The following is a 26,335-nucleotide window of genomic DNA, read 5'->3' as shown; positions in this document are numbered from 1 at the left end:
GCGGTGGCTCCATCGCTGCAGCACTTGCCCCAGCGGCATTTAAGCAGCCGCACGGATGCGACCATACCCCCGGAAATCAGCGAGGGGTTCTGTCGAGCAGTGAACCAGCCAGAAAGTTGCGTTGTTGTTTCAGGCGTGCCGCATGGCGGGGCGTGGCAACGTTACTGGGACTACAATTATTCGGTTCGGGGGCGATGAAGCCAAGGCCAGACTAGGGATGTTGCATCAAACATTGGTATGCGCCCCTCAACTCCTTTCACACCCTTAGCAGATCAATAAGCTGGCTGGCCTCATTTGCTGTCATCTCAGCAAATTCTTTACTGAAGTGTATTGAGCAAAGCGCTTCAGCGTCTAGGCCCTGCCGCTCCGCGAGGTCATAGGCATAGCAAAGTTGCTTGTCAGAAGCAGGCTGATTGGCACTGCGCGGGGTAAAACCGTACATAATCACCTCAAATTTTTCATAACAGTTTAAATTTTTTCCGAATGTACGCCATGGCTGAGGCGCGGGTGTAGCCAATTTTTGACCCTGCCCGTACACGCTCTGCGGGACCTTTGTGCAAAGCGTCTTCATTGGACAGCGTTTTTGGTGAGATCAGCCCGCCTGTGGCCTTCGCCAGCTCTGCTCTTGAGACAACAGGCGGTAATTCCTGTTCGATAGACCTAAAAAAGGCTTCTGTACCGAGGCCGTGGTTTATTAGGCTTTCAGAACGCTCAAAATTGCGTTGCCAGTATTGTTGCATGTGTTCTCCTGCCTGTTGGGCTGATAAGGGTTGGTGTGGGAATGCATATAATAAGCAGATAATAAAATAAAAAGGGTGTTGCCAGTAAAGCAACACCCTCAAATATTTTGAGTGAAACAGTTAATTCTCTTCGGATTTGCCTTTCTGATAGGCAGAGACTTCATCCAGTAGAGCTCGTATCTCCTTTTCAATGCCTTCTCTAAAACGAGCATCCGTTATTTTTTCTACATCTTTCTTGATTCTATCGCGCAACTTTTGGATGTGACCTTTGAATACGTTCAATCTACGGTCCATTTGGGACATATTTGGCGGTTGGGCAGTAGGTTTCTGCCCTGCTTCACCAGAACTAGAATCTCGCGAATTTTTGGCTGCTTCCTTCTTTTCGATGGCCTCTAGCATCTTTTTGAATTCAGCTTGCTGCTTATCATCTTTTAATTTTGAAAGTTTAAGCAGTTTATTGCGCGACCAAAGGGGACTCGTAATAGCCGCTTCTTGTATGCCAGATGGGAGGCTATTGAGCTTGAGTATCTCAGAGATGGTACTTTCTGCCTTGCCCAATTGAACTGCAACGTTTTGTTGAGCTAAACCAGATGCATTGATGATATCCTGGATGGCTCGTGCTTCTTCCATGGGCAGAAGAGAATTGCGCTGCAAATTTTCGGTCAAAGCAATGACCCTGTAATTTCCAGATACAAACTGAGCTGGTAATTCTTCAAGACCAAGTTCAGATACCGCCTTGTATCTACGCTCACCGGAGACGATTATTTTTTTATCGCCATCAACCCGGTATAGAATCGGAGTAATAATTCCATTAACACTAATAGAGCCTTTCAACTCTTCAAGTTGCTGTTTATCAAAATAGCGCCGGGGCTGATTATTATCAGGGGATATCTCTGATATCTTGAGCATCTCAATCTTTGAGCTAACACCCACAGTGTTCTGGGGGACAGATTGAGCACTTGTCGATACCTTGGGCGGATCAAGAGACACAGTAACACCTCGTATTTTTTTACTATTTCACACTTCGGAACTCCGAAGTCACCAAAACAACCAATAAAGTCTGCGAGCAGGCCTTTTAATTAGCGTAGGGATGATTGACAAAAAAAGTCAACACAAACCAGGACCCCGATGTCCTGCGAACATAAAGGCTTATTCGAGAGGTCTCGAGGATGCCACTACCTCCGCAACTCGCATCATCATTTTCGAGAAATCCTTGTGCATGAGGATACCCTTGATCCCTTGGGGTTGAATTCCTTGGTGCGGACTTTAGCCAAATAGCTACCAGCAAAGACTACGTCATTGATCTGTTGTTCGACTTCAGGGGAATTGCGCTCTATGAGCTTCCCCTTGGCTCCATTGCTACCAGAAAAGTTAACAAGCCCATCATAGCTTTCATTGGGAGTGTTATTTGCGTTTTGCAGTTTGTTTTTGACAGCTCTACTCACTGCTTCTTTGACGGAATAGCCGTTGTGAATTGCATTGCCGTTGACAAACGCATTTACATGAAAGTGTGGTTTGTCATCTGGTGAGGTCTTTTCTGCTGTCCATACCCAATGCACATCAGGATCATTTTTCCCATTCTTTGACTTTGAGTTTAGAGTACGTGTTGCACTTTCAATAATCCTGGTCATGTCCTTGCTGTCGAGTGCATAGTCAATCTCTTGCCCATTGTTCCCGATACGACCAGTTGCTGTGTTCTGAATGTCAAGGCGTACTGAAAACACCTTTGAGTGTTTGGCTGCCATGAGTTCAACAGTGTCTATGATCTGGTCTAATGTTTTCGTATGGCAATGAAGGTTGCCATCTTGACCATTGTTGATTGTGTAGCCCCTGTATTTTCTCCCAGTCGTGGTGTCTTTTGCCATGACCATCTCCTTTAGTTTGCTTTAACTCTGTCGTAGTTATTACTTCTATGGCTAATGAACATACAAATGGCATTAATGTTGTGCTTATAATTTATTCTGCATGTTGCATTTATTATTCGCAGCAAATAGCTCTTTTATGATTATTATTAAGACACTACTAAAACCGGGATAGCCAAGTACGAACTCCACGGAGTATAAATAATCTTACTTCTGAGACATGCTGACCATTTTCACATAGTATATTTGCGATAAAGTTTTCTATTAACTGGCATGTAAAAATAATGAATTTTGTCAAACGACGTGAGCACATTTTTAAAGATAGCTTATTTTAAACTCATTGAGCGATTCGATTGGTTATAACGTAAGCATTCATCATAGCGCTTAGTAATGGCAAATTTTGCATGCTTTACTTCATAAAAAGGTCTACATTAGCCATGTAACTCTCAATGTAGCCGTTTTTAATGTTTGCCAGTCGCATTTTTTCGACATGACGCCCCTTACACTGTAGCGCTATGCTATTGCCTCGGTATTCATTTTCCGGAACACGGCAGCATCCATACAGCATGGATTGAGAGCGCCAGCAGCACCTGAAGCGTATTTCAATGATTTTGCCTCTACCAGTATTACTGAGGAGCATGAGCGCCATAGCAAACGTGCAGAAATAGTGTGAATACGGTGCTAGCACCCTTTAAAGCCCCTCCCACACGAACCTCACCAGCCTATTAATTCAGCGCGATGCAACAAATACAGTGACATTGCAGATTGCTCACCCCAAAAAATCAATAAACTCGACTCTTCTTGACTGGGAAGGCATCGAAATTGTGGTGGAAAGTTCCGTTAACAGTTTTTTAAAAATATCATGGAATGCCCCTGAGGGGGCTGTGACGCTCTTAGTCATTATTCAATGCTTAGTTCGCACGGGGGTTATGCCCCCGTGCGAGTGTCTAACGCTGATTATTCATACTTCTTCAGACTGAAAAATCTAAAAAAATTATGGTGGAGGTGCAGCTTAAGATTCGGGCTTGAGTCATCATAGATACTCAACGCATTATGGTTTTCAAGGAATCTGAGAGAAGCATTAATCTCTTCTCGAGAAAGCTTGATACGCTGTTCAATTGTCCGGGAATCAAGCCCATGAGAAATAATATAGTTTCTTTCTTTGTAATTGATGTTAAGCAGCGTGTTTATAATCCGGACAGCTCCGGGATATGCCCTCAATCCCGTCGGAGAATAGGCGTGCAAAGCATGGTGAAAGGTTTCATATACGATATCGCAGGCTTGCTTTACTTCTTCTGCAGTTATGTTGCCGTCGAGCGGATCAACATTATTCCACGCATGAATTGCAAATGCCAATCGTGCGGCAAGCCCACATGATTTATCGCAGTATGGGTGCCCAGAGACGGGCATCTTTGGCCTAATATCTCTTTTTACAATTTCTCCAAATTCATAAATGACCTTCTCCCCTTGCTCGGATAAGCAAATTTCAAAAGGTTCCACTTGGCAGTCTTGTGAATAAAATTTTTCCAGTAGACGTGAAATAACACTGAAATAGTCATTAAACGCCCCTTCATCCATTTCTACAGGTTCCTCGGACGTATCATAGAAAAATGGGACGAACCGAGCTACTAAACCTTGCTCAATCTTGCGGCTATTTGAATAAAGCAGCGCCATTTCGTGAGGTTGGACAATGTGAACCATCGGAAGTGCTATTTGTTGAAACGTCATTGCCTTTCGGCAATTTTGTTCACTGAAGTACTGACCGGTATGCCCGTGCAGGACAAGAGAAGGAATTCCATGTTGAGGATTCAGCAACGTGGACGTCAGCATATCCGCCTCATCTGTGATACACCCTAAGCATCCACCATTTTCAATTAGCAATTCAAACGCTTTTGGAGTTGAGCACTTATTAACAAAGAGACAACAGGCATATGGTACATATCGCTTGAGGCTCATAATGTTTGCTCTTTCTTCCACACAGCTGTTAATAATTGCGTCAAGTTCTGACAGATCTGGCAGGCTACCCTCAAGATTTTTTGAGACTACTGCTTTTATACGCCCTTTGCACAACGCTGTAGCAACTTGCGTTGTAATAGAGTTCTTTTCCTCATCAGCCTTTCGACTTGCACTATACGCAAGATTTTTTTGTTCCATATAAGTCTTGAATGGCCGCTGTAACATCTCGACAAATTGCGTCTTTCGGAACCCTGATGGAGCAGATTGAAGATGCATACTGACCGCAAATTCACGCCAGTTCCTATTTATTCGAACCCAAACACGGCCTCGGACTGCAATCAAAGTCGCCCCTAAAGTAGCCAACGTGACGCCAAGATACTGTAGCCCTGTGGCATGGGCCATGCCTTTTACTAATTCGTGTAAAGTAGGTGGCAGTTCAGGCATCTCGTCGTCCTGTGATACTTTTTCCAGTGGAATAATTTCATCTCGATCACGATACCATCGCTCATCATCTAGCGACCTTCTTACATAAAAATCATGGTGGCGACGCTCAAATATACTATTTTCCCGATGTGCACGATTGGCTGCACTGACAAAATCAACAAATCGTTTTCTCCTTTCATGATTAGTTGATGATTTGTTGCTAGAAGAAACATTTTTATCATCCAGGAAAAAATTTTGACCTTCATCTGGCCTAGGGGAGAGATTGTTTGAGGGAGGCAGCGGGACCTCCGCCGCTGGTTCTTCCTGGGGAACAGCCCAACTAGCAACCTCTTTTTCCATAGCCTCCTTGATTTTTTGAGTATCCTCCATCCGTCTTTTTTCACCAACAGATCGTGATGCGGGCATGCCTGAAATCTCCGAAATAGATAAATTTTTCGTATTATTGCTGCTCATGACAATATCCTTCTGGGGTATACGGTTTGACAAGTAGAGCATTGCCTGCTCTTTCAATTTTCAAAAAAGGTGCCGCGTTACATTCCAACATTGAAAAGAGCGGCTGATAGCGTTTTTCATTTTTTATCAATTGATACTTGGGGGCTGTGGGGCATATTGCACCAGCATCAAATCCTTTCGCTAGGATTCTCGCCACCTGTGTATTTGAAACATTAAATTTAGTTTTTATCTCAGGTATAGGCATACCTTTCGCGTACGCATCCAAAATAGCATGTTCTTCGCCTCGAGTTGGCCTATGACGGTGGGCTGGCGTATGGCCTGTTGGCTCAGATAGAACGATATCGGATTGCTCCTCATCTTTTGCTAATGACGCGGCTTCGCGCGTGATGACCGATAATACAGGCATAATTTTTTCCTTCATATCTGCAGTCGGACCTTTCACATCGCCCCACCAAACGGAGTGGCAGTAGCAAACAAATACGGCTGCACTTATCACGGCAATGTAGTTATTTATTTTCAAATTGGTACGGCTCCACCTCGATAGTTCAGCTAACAAGGCGGGAACTTAACCTAACCTCAGACAATTATTTTCTGCACCCCTCCAGCAGCTACAGCTGCTGAAGGGGACGGTTAAGGGCATGATCTGGGACCCGACAATATGCAAAGAAACCAGCGTAAAAATCATCTACTGTTTCCTTCGGGGTCAATGCGGTGCTCTGCAAGGTATGCTTCGAGGTCGCATACGCGGTATCGCACTGAGCGCCCTATTTTTATGTAAGGGAACCCTCTTCGCGTAAAACGATGCATACGGAGCGTGGAGAGACTCAAGCCGGTTCGGGTTGAAACTTCTTGTTCAGTCAAGCATTGACATGCGGTCTCAATGGTAGGCATAGCCAACCTCCAATTCAGAATTTGGAGCACTGGCTATTCTTATACTGGAAGGAAAGAGAGTGAGGGGAGCGTGTAAACGCCAAGAAGCGCTTAAACCTAATATTGGGAATAATTTTTATTAGCGTCAAATTATGGGCTAGGAGGCACACCGAAGGGCACAGCAGAGGCCGTGAGGTGAAAAAGAAAAGCCTCCCTGATTATCCGCAGAAAACGGCAGGGAAGCTTTAATATGAAGCAAGATGGCAGTTTATGTCATTCTCAATTTTTAATGAAACGTCCTTTCTTTGAACAATAATCTTGACTGTGGAACAGTGCCCCTAAATGCATATTCAAAGAAGCTTATTGGTCGCCTCTTAATTTTATTTACCTTATCCTTATTCTTTATACGAGTTAAATACACTTCATTGTCTTCTTTGCCGCTAATTTTTTCAACAGTTGCTTTGAAGAGCTTTCGCCAATGTGATTCACACTTCCCAAAGTGATTGCATTTTACACAATCTTCAGATGTCGATTTTTTGGATGGATCACATTTTATTATTGTGTCGAGCTTTCTATATTCTTCAAGTGCTCGATCAAGTTCAAAATTGTTGCATATATATAAATCATAGATCAGCAAACCAGCAGATTTGTAAAACACATTATTCAAAGATTGCCTATGCGATCTGAAGTTTGATTGTTTGTGTACGTCCTTGAGAATATCTTTCCTTTTACAGTTTTCATAGTCATTGATTGATTTAATAAGAGTGACCTTCTTTTTAAGGATATCGATCATTTCCTCGGATGAAAGATTTTTGTCAATGCCAAAGAAAATATAATCACGATTGCTATTAAAGCTAATCACACACCTCCTATCTGCTCTGTCTAGAGTCTTGAATGTTATTGGGACCCCATCACCACATTTTACCCGTGTGGCAACTTCAACCATGTCGTATGGGAATGGTAAAAATGCAGCGTTTACCTTGAAACAATATGAGGTCAGAAGAAGATTTTCAATAAAATACTGATCAGAGATCATCACGATATATTCTTCACTACCTTCATATGGAGTAATATGGCGCAAGCCCATTATGCATGCCTCATGGCAGTAAACAGCATCTGCAAGCAAGTCTATTTGCATTCCTTCGGCAATATCTGCCATGAAAAATTGCCGAGAGGTAACCTGAACATGCTTCATGGCATTTTCGATCTGCCCATTATTATGAGCTGACATCTCAAAACTGCGCTTTGCATACTCACAGAAAAAAAATGACTCTTCTAATGTAGTCTGATCAAGAGCAGGGTTTGACATATCACTTTTTCTCCCTATCCATGTCAAAAATTTCATCTGCGACACTGGCTGCCCGTTGCATGGCCTCATCGGCCAAGTGTGCGTAACGCTGGGTCATCTGGGGGCTTGAATGCGTCAGTAACTTCTGTAGTGTGTATAGGTCGACCTTTCCACTGGAGGCAAGAAGCGAAGCATAGGCATGACGCAACCCATGCAGCGGACGAAAATCGTCAGGCAGACCAGCGCGCCTTTTCACCCTCTCTGCTATTTTACGGTATTCCTTCCGTTGCTCACCGTTTCTTCCTGGAAACACATACAAGCTATCGGCTCTTCCAATGCTTTGAAGCACAATTCTGGCCGCATGTGAGAGCGGTATACGTTCTGTTTTACCTTTCTTAGCGGCTTCACCACGAAGCAAAATAAAACCACTTTCAAAATCTATATCACCCCACTGTAACGCCATCAAAGCACCCTTGCGCATGCCCGTAACTAACGCGAGCCTTAACAAGGCGGCGGCGTCTTGATCTGCTTCCATATCAATTGCTTCTAAGTATTTATTCAACTGCTCGCCGGTTAAACTTTCCGTTTTCTGATTGTCTACCTTTGGCATCTCAAAATGGAGTACGGATGGATCTGGTGATGCACATAGCCCTTTTCTGACGCCAAATTTGATTATCCGACGAAGCAGTGCGAGTATGTGTTTTGTTGTTTGCGGACTTTTTCTTGCTTTGAGCAGCATATGACGGAGCTTATCGATTTCTAATGTTGTTATTTCATTAGGCGTTTTGTTTTTAAAAATTTCACATAGATAGATATTATACCTACTCACATCAGATTTTCTTACTTTATCATCATCAAAAGCAAGTTGATACTGACTCCAAAGCTTAGCAATTGTCGGCTTAGCAGCCTCGGCGGCCTTTGCCGCAAGAGCTGCCGCGCGGATTTCCTTACGAGAAGCGCGCTTCCCTTCAATCCGATCAGCTCGTATTCCAGACGCCTTAGCAGGGGTCATGTCGTCCGCATACTGCCTACCAACTTTTTCTTCAACGACCTTAGAATCTTGCTTAAATACAATATAATAAACCCGCTCTTCACCCGGCTTACCTTTGCGCTCAGCAAGCCGGTAGAACACTCCTGGGTAGCTTGTCTTCATACGAGCCTGACTAGCCATGAAGCCTCCAACAAAATTCCAACCCGATTTCCAACCTTTTATTTGACCTTTCATGGCAAAAGATAAAACTAAATGCAAGTATAGATTTCTATAACTATTTTAAATTATACTAAAAAGAAAATTGATGAAAACAGATGTAAATGCGGATTGTTGGCCTCCGGAGCCAAAGGCCGTGAGTTCGAATCTCGCCGGGCGCACCATAAAGAATTCAAGCGGTTAGCTGTAAAAAGCTAGCCGCTTTTTTTAATCTCCCCCAGACCGCTTTCCGTTGGCATGGTTCTTACAGATAGCGTTTTTGCGCACCTTGTGATTCCATTGAAGCCTCAATACTTCCACTGCATTCACCATGACACGCCTGGGTTCTTTTTTTGTGAGGACATGTATGCGATATTTATATGTTATTTTATTAATATTAATGACATTATGCGGTTGCACAAAACGACTGACAGATTTTGGTCCGCCTGAATTCGGAACTATGGAGCGCGGGGAAACTGTATATATTGTACCGGATAGTGGAATACTTCATGGCGATGACCGAAGAGAAGGCTACGGCATGCCTGTAGATAGCACACGATATCCGGATATTGAAGTTCAGTTAGCGAAAATGTTCCAGGAAGCCTTTACCCCCTTTGCGAAGCAGGCCATTATCACAGATCGACACGAGCAGTGGTACAAAGTCAATGAATTGGCCAAGGCCAACAATGCGCGTTATATAGTATACCTGTATTTACATACCGCACAGACTTCACTTTTTAATGAAAAAGATCCACAACGATATATGATAGTTACCATAAAGGCCATGGATTTAAAAATTTCTTCTTTGCCGCGATCCATATCTGTGCGCTTTGAATTGGGTGTTATTAATCCTCAGGATGTCACCACGATGTTGTGGAAAGATTTTCAGCCCGCGTTTCGCAAGATTGCGAAACTCTTATTCGAAGGAGAACCCTGCTCACGCATAATTCTTTGATCAGAGGATTGGTATGGGGCGGTTACGGCTCTACAGCCGCCCTGCATGAAATGTTTTCTCGCCACTCCTGCCATTTTTTGATGCACGCGCTTACGCGCCGTGCATTATCGGCACGGCAAATTCTTACCCTCATGGCAAATCCGCCCATTTTACAAACGGCTGGTGCAGCCCTCTGACAGTAGCAGGTATGTTGCATCTCTCACCCGAGCCTGCTGACCACAGCTTCGAGTCTGGCCCGAACCCTGGTTTCCATTTCCAGCTTTTGCTGCAATTCGGCAATGGCGGCCTCGGCTTTTTCAATGGTGCCGCACAACCCGCCAAGCAACGAAAATGCGCCGCCTGCCAGAAATTCCGCATTTTCAACTGGTCCCGCATAGGGGCTGCCGCCAAGACGTTGCCAACGGGCATAGTCCCGCTGCCATTCAGGAAAACAGGTGGCGGTGAGGCCGTCATTCCACAACTTGTATGCTCCAAAGGCATGCACCACTGGCGCAAAGGCCGCCGCCGGATTACGAGGATGCGCGTTGAAGCCCTGCGGTAGTTGAAAAACGCTCTGTGGATACTGCCGCAGCAGCATCTGCGCCAGCAGGTTAAAAGCCGCCTGATCCGGGTAGCGCAACTTTGCGCCGTGACGGCACACAAATTCCAGGCAGCCCTGACGCAGGGCCTCCGGCGCAGGCAAATCATTGCGGAATACAATGACGCCCGAATTCAGGTTGTCAGCGCCTCCGTCAAACCCCTCAATAGGTTCGTGCAGATTGATCTGCGCGGGTTTGGCCCCCGGAGGGTCTGAAAATTCCGGGTCTTCCAGCGCCAGCCCCAGAGGGCCGCAATCAAACAGGCCCTCCAGGCTATCCTGAACCAGTACGTCCGCATCAAGCCATACAACAGACGTATAGCGTTGCAGCAGGTCAAAACAGTCAAATTTTGCCAGACTGAGCGGCGAAAAGACCTCCAGCGCCTCAGCTGTCAGCTCTGCGTGAACAGGCGTAAAGGGCACAAGCTGCGCACCAAGGCTTTGCAGTATCGCGGCATCGGTTTCCAGCAGAGAATCATCGCAAAAAACGATGATGTCTGCCTCCATCCCCGGATTATGCCGCCGAAGCGCCAGCAGCACCGTGCCTGCGGCAAAGGCCCAGTTACCGGTTACGCCTGTGACAACCGCGCGCGGAAACCTCACGTCAATGCGGCCTTCAAATGCATCGTGCATGCCTGGCTCCTGATGTCGCTTTACGCAGCCCGCAGGCTGCCTCGATACCCCCGGCCCAAGACCGGAAAAAGCCCGTTTCAGACGGGGCAGTCTGGTATCCACCCCGGCCAGAAACGGGCCAACATTGCTTTATCCGCCAATCTCCCTTACCGCGAGGCAGCAAAAATGGCGACGATATCGGGAGGCAGCAGTTTTTTTACACTCCCGATGTGAGTTTTGCCCACAAGGGCCTTTTCTGCCATTTCGGCAATCTGCGCATCAGTAGGCGCGAGATTCAGCTCTTTCAGCGAGGTGGGCATGTGCAGCGAGCGGAAAAACCGCTCCATGGCCTCAATGCCCCGCAAGCCCGTGAGAGTTTCCGTTTCCGCCGGGGCAACGCCCATGACCCGTTCTGCAAACAGGGCAAAGCGGTCAGGCCGCAGGGGCAGCACATGGCGCGCCCAGCTACCCCATATGGCAGACAGCCCCGCTCCGTGAGCCACGTCAAACATGCCGCTCAGCTCGTGTTCAATCATGTGAGTGGCCCAATCGCCGCCGTCAGAGCCGCAGCCGGTCAGGCCGTTGTGCGAAAGGCTGCCGGCCCACATGACTTCGGCTCTGGAGTCATAATTGGCCGGATCATTGCGTAGCACGGCGGCATGGTGCATGACCACGCGCATGAGTCCCTCGCTGATGCTGTCCGTAATGTCCATATTCGAGCCATGCCCGAAGTAGCGTTCCATGGTGTGCATGAGAATATCCACGCAGCCGCAGGCCGTCTGAAAGGGCGGCAGCGACATGGTCAGCTCAGGATTCATGACGGTAAAGGCCGGACGGGCCATATCTGTCTTGAAGCTGCGTTTGAAGCCGTTTTCCTCGTTGGTCACAACGGTTGAACTGCTCATCTCGCTGCCTGCGGCGGCGATGGTCACCACGCAGCCAATGGGCAGGCAGGCATCCGGCTTGCGCTTGCCCATGTAATAATCCCACACGTCTCCCTCGTTGGCAGCGCCGTAGGCGATAGCCTTGGCCGAGTCAATGACGCTGCCGCCTCCCACTGCCAGCACAAAATCCACCCCTTCTTTGCGCGCCAGTTCAATGCCCTCGCGGATCAGCGAAAGCCGGGGGTTGGGCACTACGCCGCCAAGAGTGACAAAGGACAGTCCTTCAGCCTGAAGGGACGTTTTTATCTTGTCCACAAGGCCCGAACGCAGGGCGCTCTGCCCGCCAAAGTGTATAAGCACCTTGCTGCATTTGCAGGCTTTGACGAGTGCGCCGGTCTGCTGCTCTGTATTTTTGCCGAAAACAACCCTGGTGGGTGTGTAGTACGTAAAATAGTGCATGGGAACCTCCTGACTGTAAAAAAGCGCGGGCGGCCCAAAAGCGCAGGGCCAGGGCGTAAGCGTCAGATATTTTCTGCCAGCGCCGCGAGCGAAAGTGTACGCAAAAGCCTGCCTGTCTGATCCGCCTGTGCTGCATCTGTCGAGGCTTCGCGCAAAATGCGCGCCATAAAAACGAGCATGTGCCGTTGCATATGTTCATCATGTCCATAACGGGCAGTCCAGGCCTGCCAGAGAGTATCAAGCCAGCGCAGCGCAGCTTCCGGCTCTGTTGGTCCGCCATAGATCAGCCCTGCGTGCAGTGCCGCCTGTGTTCCTGTCGCCCGAATACCCAGCGGAGGAAACACATGCCCAAGCAGTGCGCGCATGTGCCACTGGCGGGCATGGGCTGCTGGCGCATAACGATAGTGCAGCAGCGGCTCTTGCAAATTGACCGCCTGCAATCCGGCATTAAGCAGGGCATCGGCCCAAAAGGCCATGTCTTCTGCCCTTGCCAGGCTGGCGTCATAGCGTAAGCCAAAGGCGCGCACCGCGTCCAGCCGCACCATGACGCAACAGTTGGGCACGGGCACCCCAAAGAGCGAGGCTGCGCGGGCGGCGTTCGGCTGTTCTGGAAAGAGTTCAAGCGCGCAGGACTGCCCAAAGTACTGGATGCCCGCTCCGCAGATGTGGATATCGGGTTGGGCCTCAAGGCAGGCATGCTGGGCCTGAAGCCTGCGGGGCATGGCTATATCGTCCGCATCCATCCAGGCCAGATATCTGCCGCGCGCACGGCCCATGGCCATATTGCGCGCTGTGGCCCGCCCTTTGTTTGCAGGCAGGCGCTCGACGCGAACCCTTTTGTCGTCAATGGACTTCGCGAGGGCAAGTGTGTTGTCTGTGGAGCCATCGTCCACCACCAGAAGCTCAAAGTCTTCAAAGCTCTGGGCAAGTACGGAATCAATCGCTTCAAGCAGGTGGGCGGCGGCATTATGGGCGGGCATGGCCACAGTGATTTCTGGCAAGGACGAACTCACTTGCCTCCCCCCCTCACCTGCCTGTATATGGCGGCCACATCATCGCGCCCAGAGCCAAATATGGGTTCCGGCCTGCCGAGCGCAGGCTGCCTCTGGCAATACTCTGGCGCTGTTTCCATCATCCGGGCTGCGCGGGCAAAAACATTGGTGGTTTCCATCATCCAGTTGCGGCACAGGGCAAGCTCTGCTTGCCGGGCCTCCCACAAACGGCTCTTGATGGCAGACAGAATACTCTGCGCACAGGCTTCCAGATCGCCGAGCGGCAAGGGCACAAATCCGGGTGAGGGGCAAACAGCGCCAAGGTTGGGTGCTCCAAGATAGAGCGGCAGCGCCCAACCGAGCCAGGCATCGGACAGTTTTTCTGTCCAGAAGTTGTCCAGATAGTTGTTTTCAAGCACCACATGATACTTGTAGGGCGCAATGGCCGACATTTTGTCGTCCACGGGATTAAACTCGCGCCCATACACATGCAGCGCATCCCCCAGCCACTCTTTGAGCATGCGTACAAGAGCAAGTCGCGCACGCTGTGCCGACGTTGCCGTCTTGCTGGAACAGACTACGGAAACAAGGCCTGGTTTTTCAGGCATGGGGAATGTGCGCAATTCATTAAGATTGCTGAATTTGCTTATATTTTTTCCAGATGAACGCTCGACGCCGTAGTGCCAGCTCAGACAGGGGTTGCTGATGACCATGCTGCGGCGCTCGACACCACGTAAGTCATAGGGCGACACCACCGTGCCAAACTGACCGAGGTAGGATCGGGGATATTTTTTGATTTCGGGCGGTTCGGTGACAAAGAGGATACGCCGTTCACGAGGCACTGTGGTACTGAAACCCGCAGGGGCTTCATCAAAAACCACAAGCCATGCACTGGAAGTTTCTGCCGGAGAGGGAAACGAGGGAAAAGAGTGGGAGGCTTGCGAGGCCAGCACAAATTGCACACGGCCTAGAGCGCCGTTGCCGTCTTCTGTCTGCCGCATCCAGGGCCAGGCCTCGGGGATGGTGGCAAAATAGCACAACAGGGTGGAACTTTCAGCCACAAAAAGCCTCGCAATGACAAGGCCCCGGCCCGCTTTTTCCTGGTCAGAGGCCCGTTAGCAGCACCCGTTGCTCAGGACGCATCAACAACGGATGGTGAAAATCACTTTAATGCTCAACTGCGTAGATATTGCGAAATACAACGCCATTTTCCTGGCTGCGCACTTCAAGAATGACCTGGGCGTTGGTGAGGCTCATGGGGTGCTCGGCAGAAGCAACCATGACAGCACGCTTGAATCGGCTGATACGAAAACTGCCCACATCTTCGGGCTCAAAGCGCAGGGAATATTTTTTGCCATCGGCTGTCAGCAAAGTGCCGCTGACTACACCAGAAAGTATCTTCTGATTGTCGGCATTGCGCAGATCCAATGCAATACGCAGCTTGCCGCCCCGTATTTCACGCACTTGTACATTCCCCACCTTAACGTAATCAAGATCAATGGAGGGAAAGTCCTCATGCCCTGGCCCTTCAGTGACGCGGGCCGCATCGCTGGCCCCTCCCTGAGGTTTTTCAGCCATAGTCCCGCCAGTAATTGCGGGGCCTTCACCGGGTGCTTCCGCAGCGGCGCCGCCTGTGCTGAGTCTGCGCAGCACGATCTCCCGGCCTGGAATATTTTCTTCGCGCAACAGTTCTTCGAGGTGTTCAAGCCGCTCCGCGTTGGCCTGCGCCGTCTGCGAATCACTTTCAAAACGCAGCACATTGTCCCGCAACTGCACGTTCTGCTGCCACAAAGTCCAGCACAGCCATCCCAGAACAGCGCACGCAAGGGGTAGGCAGGCCATAACCCCAAGGGCCGCCACAAACCGCCCCCTGCGCACTCGATAGCTACGCCTGGGGCCGTTATCCCGCATCAGGATTATGCTGAGATTTTCGCGGTACTTCAAACGGTCCTCACGAACTTTGGCGTTTGAATTTTCGGGATGGCCGCACACAACACCTTGTTATGATACCTCGCCATTAAATCGGGCAGACTGTTTTACCAACCCTTGCATTACCCAATGAGGCAAAAGGCAGAAGCCCCTATTGACCAGCCTCTCCAATGGGCGCAACTGGCGCGCCAAGAGGTGCCCAGTCTTCGCGGGCGATTCGCCAGCCCTTGCCGTCAAAGCGCAGCAAAAGGGTCTTGGTGCCCCGGTCAGTGTGGCCGGAGCTGTCTGCGTAGACCTGATTCATGTCGGCGCGCAGGCCCTGCTTGTCAGCCACCAGCCGCAGGCCCGTGATCTGAACCAGAGTGGGCTGCACTCGCTGCCAGAGCAATTCCTTCTGCTTCTGAATATTCTTTGCCCCCCAACGTCCCTGCTGGATGGCATCGTCCGCATAGTATTCAATGGTTCTTCGTCGTTTGATGTGGAATTGACCGACCTCAATCAGTTTGGATAGCCCTCCTTTAGGAGGACTGCCATGCAAGCTGAAGAAATCTTTGCCTTGGGCCTCGGCCTCACGCCGCCCTGGAAAGTTATGAGCCAACGTCTTGATACCGACCATACGCCAACCAAGCTCCACCTGGAGATCGGTGCCGACCGCGGAGCGCTGTATCCGTGTCCCGAGTGCGGAGCCGCGTGCAAGGCTCACGACTTCAAGGAATTCACGTGGCGGCATCTCAACTTCTTCCAGCATCACTGTTACCTCACAGCCCGACTGCCGAGGATCAATTGCCCGGAACATGGAATCCGACGCGTCGAAGCCCCATGGGCCAGGGAAGGCAGCCGGTTTACCCTGCTTTTTGAGCAGGTTGTCATGAGCCTCGTTCGAGAGATGCCGGTCAATGCCGTAGCGCGTCATGTCGAGGTCACGGATACCCGCCTGTGGCGCATCGTCCATCACTATGTGGCCAAAGCCATCAATGCGCTGAACTTGAAAGACATCAAGGCCATCGGTCTGGATGAGACCGCGTCCAAGCGTGGGCACAATTACATCACCGTCTTCATTGACCTGGATCGTTCCGACAGGCCCGTGATCTTCGCGACTCCAGGTAAGGGCAAGGAATGCCTGACTCAGTTCTGCGCGTTCATTGAAGCCCATGAAGGCTGTCCTGAAAACATCGTCGAGGTAGTTTGCGACATGTCGCCTGCGTTCCTCTCCGCCGTCGAACAGAAGTTCAAGTCTGCCTCGGTGACAGTCGACTGGTTTCATGTCGTCCAACTCTTCACCAAGGCCGTCGATGACGTCAGAAAGCTTGAGGCCAGGCAGTCAAAGCTGCCGGACCACACCCGTTGGGCCGTACTCAAGGGCGCCGAGACAATACGCACGCAGAATCAGGAGAGTGCTCTCCTGGAACTCGTCGAGCAGGGCTTCGCTACCGCCAAGGCCTACCGTGTCAAAGAACTTCTGCGCTGGGTTCGACGGGCCGAATCGAAGCAGGCCGCCAAGTGGCGCATAACCCATTTTCTCAAGCATGCCGCCGAGTACGCGGCCGACTGCCCGCTATTGGAACCCGTGCGCGGAGCATTGGCCAGCTTTGAGAGGCATTTGCCGCGAATCCTTCATCGTTGGCATTCCTTGCACACCAATGCGAGGCTCGAAGGCTTCAATGGCCTGTTCCAGGCGGCAAGGGCCAGGGCCCGAGGATACCGGAACGTGGAGAACTTCATCACCATGGTCTACCTGATTGCGGCCCCGATTCAGGTCGTAGTGGCTTCATGAATTCCACATCAAACGACGAAGAACCTATTCAATGTACTCGTCCAGACGTCCAGCCTCCCAGGCCTTGCGCCATTTTTCAACCATAGCGCTGGCGTCGTCGCTGACCTGATCCAGATAATCCGCTGCAAGGCCAAGCTCTTCTGGCTTGAACTGCGAGGCAACAATGCGAAAATCTCCCTTGTCGTCCCGGCTCCACCAGAAAGAACGCACCCCCTGCTCCATGCCGTTGGGGGCCACCACAAGCTGGTCGCAATGGCTCACAGCCAGCGAACCCTGGATCTCCAGCTTGGGCTTGCGACTTATGAGGCGCAGCCACGGCACCGCAAAGCGGCGATCAAATTCGCGCATGGTCGAATTATAGGAATACCCGCGCGGAGTTCCGGCTTCGCGGTTGTACTTGGCTTGATCGTAAAGAGAAGCGATGTTGGTCGAACGCGCGGCAAAATCCGCATTCCAGGCCTGCACAGCCTTTTCCAGAGCGGCGCGGACTTCCGGTGTGAGGGTCAGCTGCTGTGCTGCCGCTGCCGCAGGAGTGTTGGGCTGTGTTGGCGCAGCAATGGGAGCCTGAACAGATGTTGGTGCAGGCAAGTTAACAGCTTGCTGGACCTCAGCGGGCTTTACTGCCTGATCGGCAGGTTTGGCAGGTGCGCCCTTGGGGGCGGATTCCGTCTCGTTGCGGGCCGCTTCTTCCATTGCCGGACGCGCGCCCCAGTTTACTTCTGCCGGAGGTGTTGCGCTGCTGCGGCGGGGAACCAGAGGATCATTGGCCGCCATGAGCTTGTCGCCCTGACCAGCCTTGGCGGTAGCGGCTTTGTCCTGCGAGGGCTGCGGTGCGGTGAGGGCCGTTGCCTCCGCCTTTTCAGGCGCGGCTTCTGGCATATCCAGCCGGGGGCGCTGCGGCGCTTCGGAAGAAGCATCGCTGACCTGCTGCAAAGGCGCTTCGGCCACAAGCTGGCCTTTCTGAAAATCGGCGCGCATACCCAAGTCGCGCGGTGCCCATTCCATACCGACAATGCGGAACTTCTGGTCGTTACCGCGCTGCCAGTACAAGCGGCGCACACCCTCTGTGGAAAGATTGGATGCGGTATAGAGCTGCTCTGACCATGTCACCCAATACCCCGGCCCTTCCAGCACATTAATCTTGCGATTAAAAATCTTGATGAACTGGAGCGACTTGAACAGACGCTCCTTGTTCTGCCGGAAGGCCGTGAAATTTTCCGTCATGGCCTTGGAATAGGCATCGGGATTATAATAATCAAACATCTTGACGGATCGCGAGGCCCAGGCGTTGCTCCAGTTCTGCATCAGGCGGCGCAGCTCGTTGGCGGTGCTGCTGTCGGGCCGGGGCTGGGCGGTCTCGTCCATCTTATCGGCCAGAACCACGGCCGTACCGGGCGTCAGCTGCGGCCCGACCTCGTCAATTTCCTTAAGCCCGATGGCCACGCAACCACGTGTGGAAAGCGGTTCAATGCCAAAACCCTTGCTGTGAATCCAGATACCGTGGCCGGTTTTGCCGCGCAGACGATCCACGGGGTTGGGATAGTTCAGGGTATAGGCAATACCGCCATACTCCTTGAAATCCAGCCCGCTGGCAATCTTGTATTCCACAAAGTAGATGCCTTCGGGCGTGCGCAGATCGTTAAGGGCCTGCTTGTCGCCGGGCAACTGGCCTGTGGTGCAGGGATAGGTGTATTTGAGCTTGAGGGGGCTTTTTTTCTCAAAAAACATGAAGGTCTGGCGCTTTTTGTCCACAGCCACCAAATGCGTAGGAAGCCCCTCATTATACAGAGAGGCTTGCCATTCTTCGGCCTGCGCCAGATGTGGAGCGGCAAGGGGACAACCAATGCCAAAGGCCATCAGCAGCCCCAAGGCCATGCATCTGACAAGGCAATTGGTCAGACACCTGACCAGCGACCTGACAATAGACTTGTCCGCAGATTCCGTCAGACATTGCGCCAATGCCGCATGGGGCAAGGCGCGCGGGTCGGTGGGGACCTTAACGCGCAAGGTCCACCAATTCCGCACGGGTAAAGAGCGCAAGCAGGTCATATCCCGCCTCACGGAGCTTTTCCCGGCCACCTTCCTCCCGATCCAGAATGGCGCAAACCGCCACAATGGACAGGCCAGCGTCAGCAATGCGATCGCAGGCCTTCAGCAGAGAACCGCCGGTGGTAACAACGTCTTCAAGCATGGCAACGCGGTCGCCCGCGCAGAAATTGCCCAGCCCTTCAACAAACTGCCCTGTGCCATGCCCTTTGGCTTCCTTGCGGACCAAAAGGCCGTTCAACGGTCTGCCCTGTTCGTGCGAGATGACCGTGGTGGCTGCAACCAGCGGGTCAGCGCCCATGGTCATGCCGCCCACACCCTTGATATCCATCTCGCGGAGCATGTGATTGAACAGGGTTCCAATAAGCCACGATCCTTCGGCGTGGAGCGCCGTGACGCGGCAATCAAAATAATAATCGCTTCTGCGGCCTGATGCCAGCACAAAATCTCCCTCGCGGTATGATTTTTCTACCAGCAGACGGGCAAGGCGGCGCTTGAGCGCCAGCAGTTCTTCAGAAGAAAGAGTTTGCATGACAGCTCCTTACGCCTTGTTGGCAGCAGCGTTCTTGAACACCCGGGCAAAAATTTCGTCTTCGTGTTGCAGGTAGTACGAAGGGTCAAAAAGCTCGGCCAGTGCAGCTGCGCCCAGCCGCCCGCTCATGTCGGCATCGTTGCGCACCAGATCGGGGAAGGGAGTGCGGCTTTCCCAGCTTTGCATGGCAAGGCGCTGTACGGCTTCATACGCCTGCTGGCGCGGAAGTCCGGTGGCAATAAGGGCCGTCAGCACACGCTGCGAAAAATACAGGCCGTAAGAGCGTTCCATGTTCTCACGCATGCGCTCGGGCTTGACCACCAGTCCTTCAAGCAACTTGGTGAGGCGGGTCAGCACGTAGTCGGCAAGGATGGTGGAATCGGGCATGATGACCCGCTCCACGGAGGAATGGCTGATGTCGCGCTCGTGCCACAGAGCCTGATTCTCCAGCGAGGCAAGAGCGTTGGTGCGCAAAAGGCGCGAAAGACCACTCATATTTTCTGCCGAAATGGGGTTCTTTTTGTGCGGCATGGCCGACGAACCCTTCTGCCCCTTGGCAAAACCTTCTTCCACTTCGAGCACTTCCGTACGTTGCAGGTGGCGCAGTTCCACGCACAGGCGTTCCACGCCGCCGGCCAGCACGGCAAGCGAGGTGAAGAAGTGGGCGTAACGGTCACGCTGAATGATCTGGGTGGAGTGCGGGTCAACCTCAAGCTCAAGATAGCTCAGGGCGCGCTGCTCAAGCTCGGGGGACAAAAATGCATAGGTGCCCACCGCGCCGGAAATTTTGCCCACGCGCACGCTTTCAATCCCGGCTTCAACCCGGGCAAGGTGCCGCTCGAACTCGGCGTAGAATCCGGCCATCTTGAGCCCAAAGCTGGTGGGTTCCGCGTGGATGCCGTGGGTGCGGCCCATGCACAGCACACCTTTGTGGCGGCGGGCCAGGCCTTCAATGGCGGCCAGGAGCGCGCGGATGTCCTTGAGGATCAGTCGCCCGGCCTGCATGAGCAGAAGGGCGTTGGCCGTATCCACGATGTCGGAGGAGGTGCAGCCCAGATGGATGTAGCGCGCGTCTTCCGCGCCAACCTTTTCTTCAAGCGATGTCAAAAAGGCGATGACGTCGTGACGGGTCACTTCTTCGATAGCCAGGATGCGGTCCACATCAATGGAAGCCTTGGCCTGAATATTTTCCACCGCGGCGGCGGGGATGCGGCCCATGTCGCTCCAGGCCCGGCAAACGGCAACTTCCACATCAAGCCATGCCTGATAGCGGTTCTCAAGGGTCCAGATACGGCCCATTTCCTGACGGGTGTAGCGATCAATCATGGCTGCCTCATGAAGCCGAGCTGGCGGCTTTGGTGGGTGCCGACGCTGCGGACCCTGTGGTTGGCGTAGGGGCGGGGGCCGCCTTGGCGGCGCTGTTTCCAGAATCGGATGCAGATGCGGAGGCCTTTTCGCCTGCCGTACCGCCGGAAGCGGGGGCAGAGGAACCGCCGGAGGTGCCGGAGGAGGCCGTTGAGCCGCCTTCTTCCGTAACGCCCTTGCGGTAGCCGTAGTCGCTCACATACCAGCCGCCGCCTTTAAGGACGAACGAAGTGTGCGACATGATGCGGGGCGAAGGCTCACCGCACTTGGGGCAGGGCTCCTGCCCGTGGGATTCCGATGCCTTGACCCATTCCTCAAACGTATGCTGACACTTGGGGCACTGATATTCGTAGATAGGCATGGTAACACTAAAAAGGTCATGACACGGCATGCTGCCGCGCTGACCGCTGCTGCTTGTTTGCGCCCCGCGCGGCTGCCAGGAGGCAGCCGGGCCGAGCACCATATGTGACGGCGCGTCAATTCGCAGCCGTCGGAACGCCGGGTTCCCGTGTTCGAAGCTTAGGCCTTGGCAGCCTTGGCTTCGCGCACGCGCTGCTTCAGACGCTCTTCACGGCGCTTACGGCGGCGATCCAGTTCTTTCTTACGCTCAATTTTCTTATGTGCCATGATTCCCTCCAGGGGCAAGCCCCGTTAATATAAGTGGGTATTCATATGCTCTTTGATCGGCAAAGTCCAGCCCCGAGCCACATTCCGGGCCGAAAACACTGATTGCAGGCGGAAAATATTTGCCCTGCCTAGCGGCTTCCGCTGCTGTTGCCCGCATCGTAAAAGCCGCTGATATTGCCGCCAGCCTCCAGCTTGCAAGGCCAGAAACCGTGACGGATCAGGATGCACTGCAATTCCGGGAGCAGGTCTTCCGACAGTTTTTCAGCCTGCAACACAGGCTCCGGCGTGAGCCGCAGACGAAAATCCCCCAGCGCGCCTCCACGGCCCTCTTCCAACGCGGCACCTAGGGCCTCACCTTGTGCGGGGCCGGTTGCTCCCAATGCCGCAAGGTCGGCCTCCGCCGCTGCCAGATGCGCCAGCGTGTCGGCCTCGGGCCGCATGCCATAGGCCAGCCGCGTCAGCAGACAGGGCCGTGCGCGCTGCCACGGCCTGTCCAGACCAGTGGCGCGGGCGGCCTCGCGCACTTGCGCCTTGGTCAGCCCGGCTTCGGCTAGGGGCGAACGCACGCGGCCCTCTTCAAGCGCGCGCAGTCCCGGTCTGTAAGCCTGCAAATCATCCGCATTGGTGCCATCGCAGAGCACGCGGTTATGAGCTTCCGCCATGGGGGCAAGCTCGCCACGCAACAGAGCCACAAGCCCAGTCTTGCATCCATAGCAGCGCTGGGGGCTGTTGGTCTCCACCTCCGCCAGGGCAAGAGGATCAAACCGCGCCGTGTGCAGTTTCAGGCCGCGCTCACGCGCCCAGGCGGCAGCCCCGGCGCTTTCCTGCGGGGGGATGTGCGGGCCATAAACATGCACGGCCAGCACGTTGCAACCGCATAACAGGGCCGAGTGACATAAGAAACGACTGTCCAGCCCACCGGAAAAAGCCACCGCCACGCGGGGCAGATCGCGCAGCACAGTGGCAAGCGCAGCTGGGACCTGATCCACGTGGAAAGAATTTTTACCCATATCTTCGTCTTTTGATGCGACAAAAGGCCGCACAAACCATGGGGCAGAGCCTACCAGGTCATGCGCACCTTGGCCCCGTGCCCGGCCATGTAGTCCTTGCACTGCCGGATGGAATACTGACCGTAGTGCACGATGGACGCGATCAGCGCAGCGGAGGCCCCGCCCTCGGTAACAGCCTCAAGCATGTGACGCGGTTCGCCCGCACCGCCGGAAGCGATTACAGGGATGGACACGGCATCAACTATGGCGCGGGTCAGCTTGAGCTCGTAGCCGTCCTTGGTACCGTCCGCATCAATGGAATTGACGCAGAGTTCGCCAGCGCCCAGCTCCTGACAGCGGCGCGCCCAGGCAATGGCGTCCAGCCCCATGCGCTTGCGGCCGCCGTGGATGACGATTTCGTAGCCGGAGGGGATTTCTGCGCTTACCGGAACAGCCAGCACGTCCATACCCACCACGATAGCCTGTGAGCCGAAAGCATCCGCGCCATCGCTGATGATGTGCGGATCCTTGACCGCTGCCGAATTGACGGAAACCTTTTCCGCCCCGGCCAGCAGCACCGCGCGCATGTCTGCCACGCTGGAAATGCCGCCACCGACAGAAAAGGGAATGAAAATCTGCTCCGCCACGTGCTCCACTACATCAATAAAGATGCCGCGCGCCTCAGCGGAAGCCGTGATGTCGTAGAACACGATTTCGTCCGCGCCTTCCTCATAATACCGCCGCGCGGTTTCAACAGGATCGCCGATGTCTTCGTTACCTACAAATTTGACGCCCTTGGTCAGCCGCCCGTTGCGCACATCCAGGCAGGGAATCACTCGCTTACTGAGCATGACGCGCCTCGCAGTAGTCGTAGAAGTTGCGCAGAATTGTCAGCCCCGGACGCCCGCTTTTTTCGGGGTGGAACTGGGTGGCCCACAGGCCGTCGCGCCCGTATACGGAGCAGAATTCCTTGCCGTATGTGGTGGTGGCGATCACAAAGGTGGGGTCCGGCTCCACATAATAGCTATGCACAAAATAGAATTCCGCTGTGGGGGCAACGCCCGCGAGCAGCGGGCAGGGAGCGGAAACTTTCAGGCTGTTCCAGCCCATGTGCGGGATGGGCGCGGGGGTGCCGTCCTCTTCGCGCATGTTGTCTTCAAAACGGCGGCACAGGCCCGGCACGATGCCAAGGGTTGTGGTGTCGTTTTCTTCACTGCGGTCAAGCAGAATCTGGCAGCCCAGACAGATGCCCAGCAGAGGCTGACCGCGCTTGACTGCCTCGCGCAGCAGCACGTCAAGGCCCGTGGGGTGCAGGGCGCGCATGGCCTGCCCGGCAGCGCCCACACCGGGAAAAATGATGCCGTGCGCGCGTTCCAGTGTTGCGGGGTCCGCCGTGATGGCGCAAGGTATACCCAAATGTTCAAGGGCGCGGCGCACGCTCGTCTGATTGCCTGCCTTGTAGTCCAGAATGGCCAGCATGGTGCATCCTCTGCTTGTTGTTGCCGTGGGGAGATTGGCGGCTGGTGGCTTTGAAAGACACATCATACCTTTTTGCCGGTGCGCAGGCAACGCGCAGGATGACATGATGGCCCGGCGTCGCAGGAAAAATCAGCGCGCCCGCATACGGCGGCGGCAAACCTTTTGCGGAATGACGTGACAATTTTAATGTTCACGATTATTATAGAAACCGTGAACATTAGAACTTTACGTTCAAAGAAAATCTTTAATATTTCGCCATAGTTATCACGCAATCTTCGCAGGAGGCCAGCATGTATTTTCCAACTGCAGGCATTGAGTGCAACCCTTTTGTTCCTTTTGCGGTGGCTCTGGGCATTTCTTTTTTCACATCCATGGGCGGCATCTCGGGCGCTTTTTTGCTGCTGCCATTTCAGATGAGCGTTCTGGGCTACACCAACCCCAGCGTCAGCGCCACCAACCAATTCTTTAACGTGCTGGCCTGTCCCTCGGGCGTATGGCGCTACTGGCACGAGGGGCGGCTTGTGTGGCCGCTGGCCTTTACCATTGCCCTGGGTACATTGCCGGGCGTGTTTATAGGGGCCATCGTGCGCATCAATCTGCTGCCCAATCCCCAGAGCTTTAAAATCTTTGCAGGTCTTGTGCTGCTGTACATTGGCGGGCGCATGGCCATGACCACATGGCAAGGCAGGGCCTCGCTGTGGTCGCGCAAGGAAAAGAAAGAGAACATGCCCACCTGCGAAGACAAAAACGGCAGGCTCATGTGCTGCCATGTGCTCTACTGGAACATGAAGGAAGTGGCCTTTGTGTTTCAGGAAACCAAGTATGTTGTCGCCACCCGCGCGCTTATACTGCTGAGCCTTGTGGTGGGCCTTGTGGGCGGCATCTACGGCATCGGCGGCGGGGCCATCATGGCGCCGTTTCTGGTTTCGTTTTTCGGGCTGCCTGTCTATGTTGTTGCCGGGTCCACGCTTTTTGCCACCTTTATAACTTCCGTGGCGGGCGTGTCGTTTTACGCTCTGCTCGCGCCCTTTTATCCGGATATGGCCGTTGCGCCCGACTGGCGCATGGGCGTTCTGGTGGGCCTTGGCGGCATGTGCGGCATGTATGCCGGGGCGCGTTGCCAGAAGTTTGTGCCTTCCATTGCCTTGAAGGCCCTTCTGACCGCAGTTTTGCTCTTTACAGCCGTGCGCTATTTGGGCCAAGGTTTCTAGCGCCGCTGCCGCCCGAGTTTTTCTGGCCGGAGCGCTTTCGACCTGCCGCAGGGCAGCGCCGGAGGCGCTTCGCCTGTTCTGGGCAGGCAGCAAAGCCCCCAAGGCGCGCGTTTTGCAGTATCGCGCGCGGCACTGTAAAGGAAATTGCAATGAATGATTCTTCCCGGTTGCCCATTGGTCTTTTTGATTCCGGCATGGGCGGCCTCACGGTTTTCAAGGCCCTGGCAGAATGTCTGCCCGGCGAAGATCTGCTCTATCTTGGCGACACCGCCCGTCTGCCCTACGGCACCAAGGGGCGCGACACCATCACGCGCTATACGCTCAAGGCCGCTCAAAAGCTGGTGGACATGGGCGTCAAAATGCTCGTTATTGCCTGCAACACGGCAACCTCTGCGGCGCTTTCCGCAGTGCGGGAGCAGTTTGCCCCGCTGCCGGTCATGGGCGTGGTGGATCCCGGTGCGCAGGCGGCTGCCGCAGCCAGCGCCAACGGTCATATAGTTGTAGTGGCGACAGAGGCCACCATCTCCGGCGGCGCGTACCAAAAGGCCATTGCCCGCATTCGGCCTGACGCCGTTGTGACCGGGCGCGCCTGCACCCTCTTTGTGCCCCTTGCCGAAGAAGGCTGGATGAACGGCCCCATTGTGGAAGGCGTTGCAAGACGCTATTTGGCTGACATCTTTCCCTTTGAGGGAGCCGCCCCCGGAGGCGATCTGGAACCAGATACCCTGCTGCTTGGCTGCACGCACTTTCCACTGTTGCAGGAGGCACTGCAAAACGTGGTGGGGCCGCAGGTGCGCATAGTGGATTCTGCCGCAACCACGGCACAGTGCGTGGCTGACGAACTACGGGCCACCAACCTGCTGCGACCTGCGGATAGCGGCGCGCACTACCGTTTTTTGACCACGGACAATGCCGCCCGCTTTGCCCGGACGGGCAGCCTTTTTCTGGGTCGAAACCTCGGCGATGACGAAGTATGCCTGGTTGATCTATAACAGTATTTTTTAATCATTATATTTCGGGCAGATAAAAAACTTCCAGTAAGGGGCAGACTCTTGCATCGAGCCTGTTTGCCCAAACGGTATTTCGTGAAAAGCTAGAGCAGACG

General features: G+C 53.2%; 26 protein-coding genes. 4 read left to right on the top strand and 22 right to left on the bottom strand.

The genetic code is table 11. The features are described from left to right. Nucleotides 1-256 precede the first annotated feature (256 nt). From ACUZ79_RS01835 to ACUZ79_RS01795, 9 genes are all read right to left on the bottom strand, one after another. Entirely contained in the window at nucleotides 257-442 is a 186-nt protein-coding gene (locus ACUZ79_RS01835) for a hypothetical protein (RefSeq protein WP_215646934.1), read from the bottom strand. Nucleotides 443-458: 16 nt separating this feature from the next. Continuing rightward, nucleotides 459-740, bottom strand: a complete 282-nt coding sequence (locus ACUZ79_RS01830) for a hypothetical protein (RefSeq protein ID WP_449250538.1) — start codon at nucleotides 738-740, stop codon at nucleotides 459-461. 120 nt (nucleotides 741-860) lie between these two features. Further along, a complete protein-coding gene (locus tag ACUZ79_RS01825) occupies nucleotides 861-1,730 on the bottom strand; it encodes a ParB/RepB/Spo0J family partition protein (RefSeq protein ID WP_449250537.1) in 870 nt (289 codons plus the stop codon). Between the two features lie 206 nt (nucleotides 1,731-1,936). Next, nucleotides 1,937-2,605: a YagK/YfjJ domain-containing protein gene (locus tag ACUZ79_RS01820; protein ID WP_449250536.1), complete on the bottom strand. Its 669-nt coding sequence runs from the start codon at nucleotides 2,603-2,605 to the stop codon at nucleotides 1,937-1,939. Nucleotides 2,606-3,559: 954 nt separating this feature from the next. Then, complete coding sequence (locus ACUZ79_RS01815; protein ID WP_449250535.1) at nucleotides 3,560-5,455, bottom strand: DUF3987 domain-containing protein; 1,896 nt, start codon at nucleotides 5,453-5,455, stop codon at nucleotides 3,560-3,562. Continuing rightward, the gene (locus tag ACUZ79_RS01810) at nucleotides 5,442-5,975 is read right to left on the bottom strand and encodes a hypothetical protein (protein WP_449250534.1); all 534 of its coding nucleotides are present in this window, start codon (nucleotides 5,973-5,975) and stop codon (nucleotides 5,442-5,444) included. Before ACUZ79_RS01810 ends, ACUZ79_RS01815 begins: the two co-directional genes overlap by 14 nt. Before the next feature lie 161 nt (nucleotides 5,976-6,136). Next, a complete protein-coding gene (locus tag ACUZ79_RS01805) occupies nucleotides 6,137-6,346 on the bottom strand; it encodes a helix-turn-helix transcriptional regulator (protein ID WP_449250533.1) in 210 nt (69 codons plus the stop codon). Nucleotides 6,347-6,611: 265 nt separating this feature from the next. After that, complete coding sequence (locus ACUZ79_RS01800; protein WP_449250532.1) at nucleotides 6,612-7,634, bottom strand: hypothetical protein; 1,023 nt, start codon at nucleotides 7,632-7,634, stop codon at nucleotides 6,612-6,614. A 1-nt stretch (nucleotide 7,635) separates the two neighbouring features. Then, nucleotides 7,636-8,784, bottom strand: a complete 1,149-nt coding sequence (locus tag ACUZ79_RS01795; RefSeq protein ID WP_449250531.1) for a tyrosine-type recombinase/integrase — start codon at nucleotides 8,782-8,784, stop codon at nucleotides 7,636-7,638. Between the two features lie 382 nt (nucleotides 8,785-9,166). Here ACUZ79_RS01795 and ACUZ79_RS01790 point away from each other — a divergent pair, with 382 nt between their 5' ends. Next, nucleotides 9,167-9,754 (top strand): hypothetical protein, encoded by a 588-nt coding sequence (locus ACUZ79_RS01790; protein WP_449250530.1) that lies wholly within the window; start codon nucleotides 9,167-9,169, stop codon nucleotides 9,752-9,754. Nucleotides 9,755-9,953: 199 nt separating this feature from the next. Here the strand turns inward: ACUZ79_RS01790 and ACUZ79_RS01785 are convergent, their stop codons facing one another. From ACUZ79_RS01785 to ACUZ79_RS01760, 6 genes are all read right to left on the bottom strand, one after another. Continuing rightward, nucleotides 9,954-10,964, bottom strand: coding sequence for a glycosyltransferase (locus ACUZ79_RS01785; protein WP_449250529.1), 1,011 nt, complete (start codon nucleotides 10,962-10,964; stop codon nucleotides 9,954-9,956). Nucleotides 10,965-11,110: 146 nt separating this feature from the next. After that, nucleotides 11,111-12,286, bottom strand: a complete 1,176-nt coding sequence (locus ACUZ79_RS01780) for an iron-containing alcohol dehydrogenase (protein WP_449250528.1) — start codon at nucleotides 12,284-12,286, stop codon at nucleotides 11,111-11,113. Nucleotides 12,287-12,348: 62 nt separating this feature from the next. Then, a complete protein-coding gene (locus ACUZ79_RS01775) occupies nucleotides 12,349-13,299 on the bottom strand; it encodes a glycosyltransferase family 2 protein (RefSeq protein ID WP_449250527.1) in 951 nt (316 codons plus the stop codon). Beyond that, nucleotides 13,296-14,339, bottom strand: coding sequence for a glycosyltransferase family 10 domain-containing protein (locus tag ACUZ79_RS01770; protein ID WP_449250526.1), 1,044 nt, complete (start codon nucleotides 14,337-14,339; stop codon nucleotides 13,296-13,298). The genes ACUZ79_RS01775 and ACUZ79_RS01770 overlap by 4 nt, the downstream gene beginning before the upstream one ends. A gap of 106 nt (nucleotides 14,340-14,445) precedes the next feature. Beyond that, nucleotides 14,446-15,189, bottom strand: a complete 744-nt coding sequence (locus ACUZ79_RS01765) for a hypothetical protein (RefSeq protein WP_449250525.1) — start codon at nucleotides 15,187-15,189, stop codon at nucleotides 14,446-14,448. 169 nt (nucleotides 15,190-15,358) lie between these two features. Continuing rightward, on the bottom strand, nucleotides 15,359-15,595 hold the full coding sequence (locus ACUZ79_RS01760) for a hypothetical protein (protein ID WP_449250524.1): 237 nt from the start codon (nucleotides 15,593-15,595) through the stop codon (nucleotides 15,359-15,361). A gap of 144 nt (nucleotides 15,596-15,739) precedes the next feature. Here ACUZ79_RS01760 and ACUZ79_RS01755 point away from each other — a divergent pair, with 144 nt between their 5' ends. Then, nucleotides 15,740-16,981, top strand: coding sequence for an ISL3 family transposase (locus tag ACUZ79_RS01755; protein WP_449250523.1), 1,242 nt, complete (start codon nucleotides 15,740-15,742; stop codon nucleotides 16,979-16,981). A gap of 24 nt (nucleotides 16,982-17,005) precedes the next feature. Here ACUZ79_RS01755 and ACUZ79_RS01750 read toward each other — a convergent pair whose 3' ends face one another. The 7 genes from ACUZ79_RS01750 to hisH form a co-directional block, all read right to left on the bottom strand. Next, the gene (locus ACUZ79_RS01750; RefSeq protein WP_449250522.1) at nucleotides 17,006-18,988 is read right to left on the bottom strand and encodes a L,D-transpeptidase family protein; all 1,983 of its coding nucleotides are present in this window, start codon (nucleotides 18,986-18,988) and stop codon (nucleotides 17,006-17,008) included. Further along, nucleotides 18,978-19,559, bottom strand: a complete 582-nt coding sequence (gene pyrE / locus ACUZ79_RS01745; protein WP_410173094.1) for an orotate phosphoribosyltransferase — start codon at nucleotides 19,557-19,559, stop codon at nucleotides 18,978-18,980. The genes ACUZ79_RS01750 and pyrE overlap by 11 nt, the downstream gene beginning before the upstream one ends. A 9-nt stretch (nucleotides 19,560-19,568) precedes the next feature. Continuing rightward, nucleotides 19,569-20,885 carry an adenylosuccinate lyase gene (purB, locus tag ACUZ79_RS01740; protein WP_240823339.1) on the bottom strand — a complete coding sequence of 439 codons (1,317 nt, stop codon included), beginning with the start codon at nucleotides 20,883-20,885 and terminating at the stop codon, nucleotides 19,569-19,571. Between the two features lie 7 nt (nucleotides 20,886-20,892). Continuing rightward, the gene (locus ACUZ79_RS01735; protein ID WP_240823338.1) at nucleotides 20,893-21,285 is read right to left on the bottom strand and encodes an FmdB family zinc ribbon protein; all 393 of its coding nucleotides are present in this window, start codon (nucleotides 21,283-21,285) and stop codon (nucleotides 20,893-20,895) included. Between the two features lie 394 nt (nucleotides 21,286-21,679). Then, nucleotides 21,680-22,561: a PP-loop family protein gene (locus tag ACUZ79_RS01730; protein WP_449250521.1), complete on the bottom strand. Its 882-nt coding sequence runs from the start codon at nucleotides 22,559-22,561 to the stop codon at nucleotides 21,680-21,682. A 50-nt stretch (nucleotides 22,562-22,611) separates the two neighbouring features. Beyond that, nucleotides 22,612-23,391 (bottom strand): imidazole glycerol phosphate synthase subunit HisF, encoded by a 780-nt coding sequence (gene hisF, locus ACUZ79_RS01725; RefSeq protein WP_240823336.1) that lies wholly within the window; start codon nucleotides 23,389-23,391, stop codon nucleotides 22,612-22,614. Continuing rightward, a complete protein-coding gene (gene hisH / locus ACUZ79_RS01720; protein ID WP_240823335.1) occupies nucleotides 23,381-24,019 on the bottom strand; it encodes an imidazole glycerol phosphate synthase subunit HisH in 639 nt (212 codons plus the stop codon). The genes hisF and hisH overlap by 11 nt, the downstream gene beginning before the upstream one ends. Before the next feature lie 290 nt (nucleotides 24,020-24,309). On the opposite strand from hisH, the gene ACUZ79_RS01715 reads away from it, so the two are divergent. Both ACUZ79_RS01715 and murI read left to right on the top strand, forming a co-directional pair. After that, nucleotides 24,310-25,230 (top strand): sulfite exporter TauE/SafE family protein, encoded by a 921-nt coding sequence (locus tag ACUZ79_RS01715; protein ID WP_240823334.1) that lies wholly within the window; start codon nucleotides 24,310-24,312, stop codon nucleotides 25,228-25,230. A 149-nt stretch (nucleotides 25,231-25,379) separates the two neighbouring features. After that, nucleotides 25,380-26,222, top strand: a complete 843-nt coding sequence (gene murI, locus ACUZ79_RS01710) for a glutamate racemase (RefSeq protein WP_449250520.1) — start codon at nucleotides 25,380-25,382, stop codon at nucleotides 26,220-26,222. The last annotated feature ends 113 nt before the right edge of the window (nucleotides 26,223-26,335 follow it).

This window comes from Desulfovibrio faecalis, from assembly GCF_053570625.1.
Note: the sequence above shows the minus strand (reverse complement) of the source record. Positions and strands in the feature narration are given on the sequence as shown.